The organism is Exiguobacterium sp. SH0S7, assembly GCF_004337195.1.
Classification (GTDB): domain Bacteria; phylum Bacillota; class Bacilli; order Exiguobacteriales; family Exiguobacteriaceae; genus Exiguobacterium; species Exiguobacterium aurantiacum_A.
Genome location: NZ_SJVA01000031.1, coordinates 1 through 893, shown reverse-complemented (window position 1 = coordinate 893; position 893 = coordinate 1). Strand labels below are relative to the sequence as shown.

General features: G+C 53.8%; 1 protein-coding gene. It reads left to right on the top strand.

Going from position 1 to position 893, the window contains the following annotated elements; all coding sequences use genetic code 11:
• Positions 1-845 (top strand): IS3 family transposase (locus EVJ22_RS15245; RefSeq protein WP_131444269.1); only part of this gene is annotated, 845 nt, incomplete at its 5' end.
• Between the last annotated feature and the right edge of the window lie 48 nt (positions 846-893).

The window sequence follows — 893 nt, the reverse complement described above, 5'->3', positions numbered from 1 at the left end:
ACCTCGTCCGCCCACTATGTGAGATCGCCGGCGTGAGCCGGAGTGGCTATTACGCCTGGTTGAACCGTGCCGAGGCGGAGTCCCTCCGGGAAGAGCGTGATTACCTAGACGCGACACTCCTCAAGCAAATCCACGACAGCCATAAAGGTAAAGTCGGTTATCGGGGGCTGTACATGGAGGTGCTCGCGACACTCGGCGTCCGGATCAACCACAAACGGATTCTCCGACTGATGCGCAAGTATAACATCGTCACCAAAATCCGGAGGATGAATCCTTATCGGAAGCTCTCTCAGGCGACGCACGAGCATCGCGTCGTGCCGAATCTGTTGAACCGTCAGTTCCGACAGAGCGAGCCTGGAAAGGTGTTCGTGACCGACATCACCTACCTCCCGATCGCCTCCGGCGAGAACGTCTATCTGTCATGCGTGAAGGACGTGGCCACGCGTGAGATCGTGGCGCACAAGCTGTCCGCAAGCCTTCACATGGACCTCGTCTTTCAGACGATGGAAAAACTTGAAGATCACCTCCAAGGGAATCTGCATCCCGAGGCGATGATCCATTCGGATCAAGGCTTCCACTATACACATCCGGACTACCAACAACTCGTTCGCAGCCTTGGACTGGTCCAGTCCATGTCACGTCGAGGCAACTGTCTCGACAACGCACCAATTGAATCATTCTTTGGCCATTTGAAGGACTATGTCACCAACCGATCGTGTGGATCAATCGAGCAGGTCAGAGAAATGGTCGGGGACTACATAAACTATTACAACTGCGAACGCGGTCAGTGGAACCTAAAAAAGATGACCCCGGAACAATATCGGGGCCATCTAATCGCCGCATAGGACATACGGGCTTTTTATTAAACTGTCCATTTTACGGGGCTCAGTTCA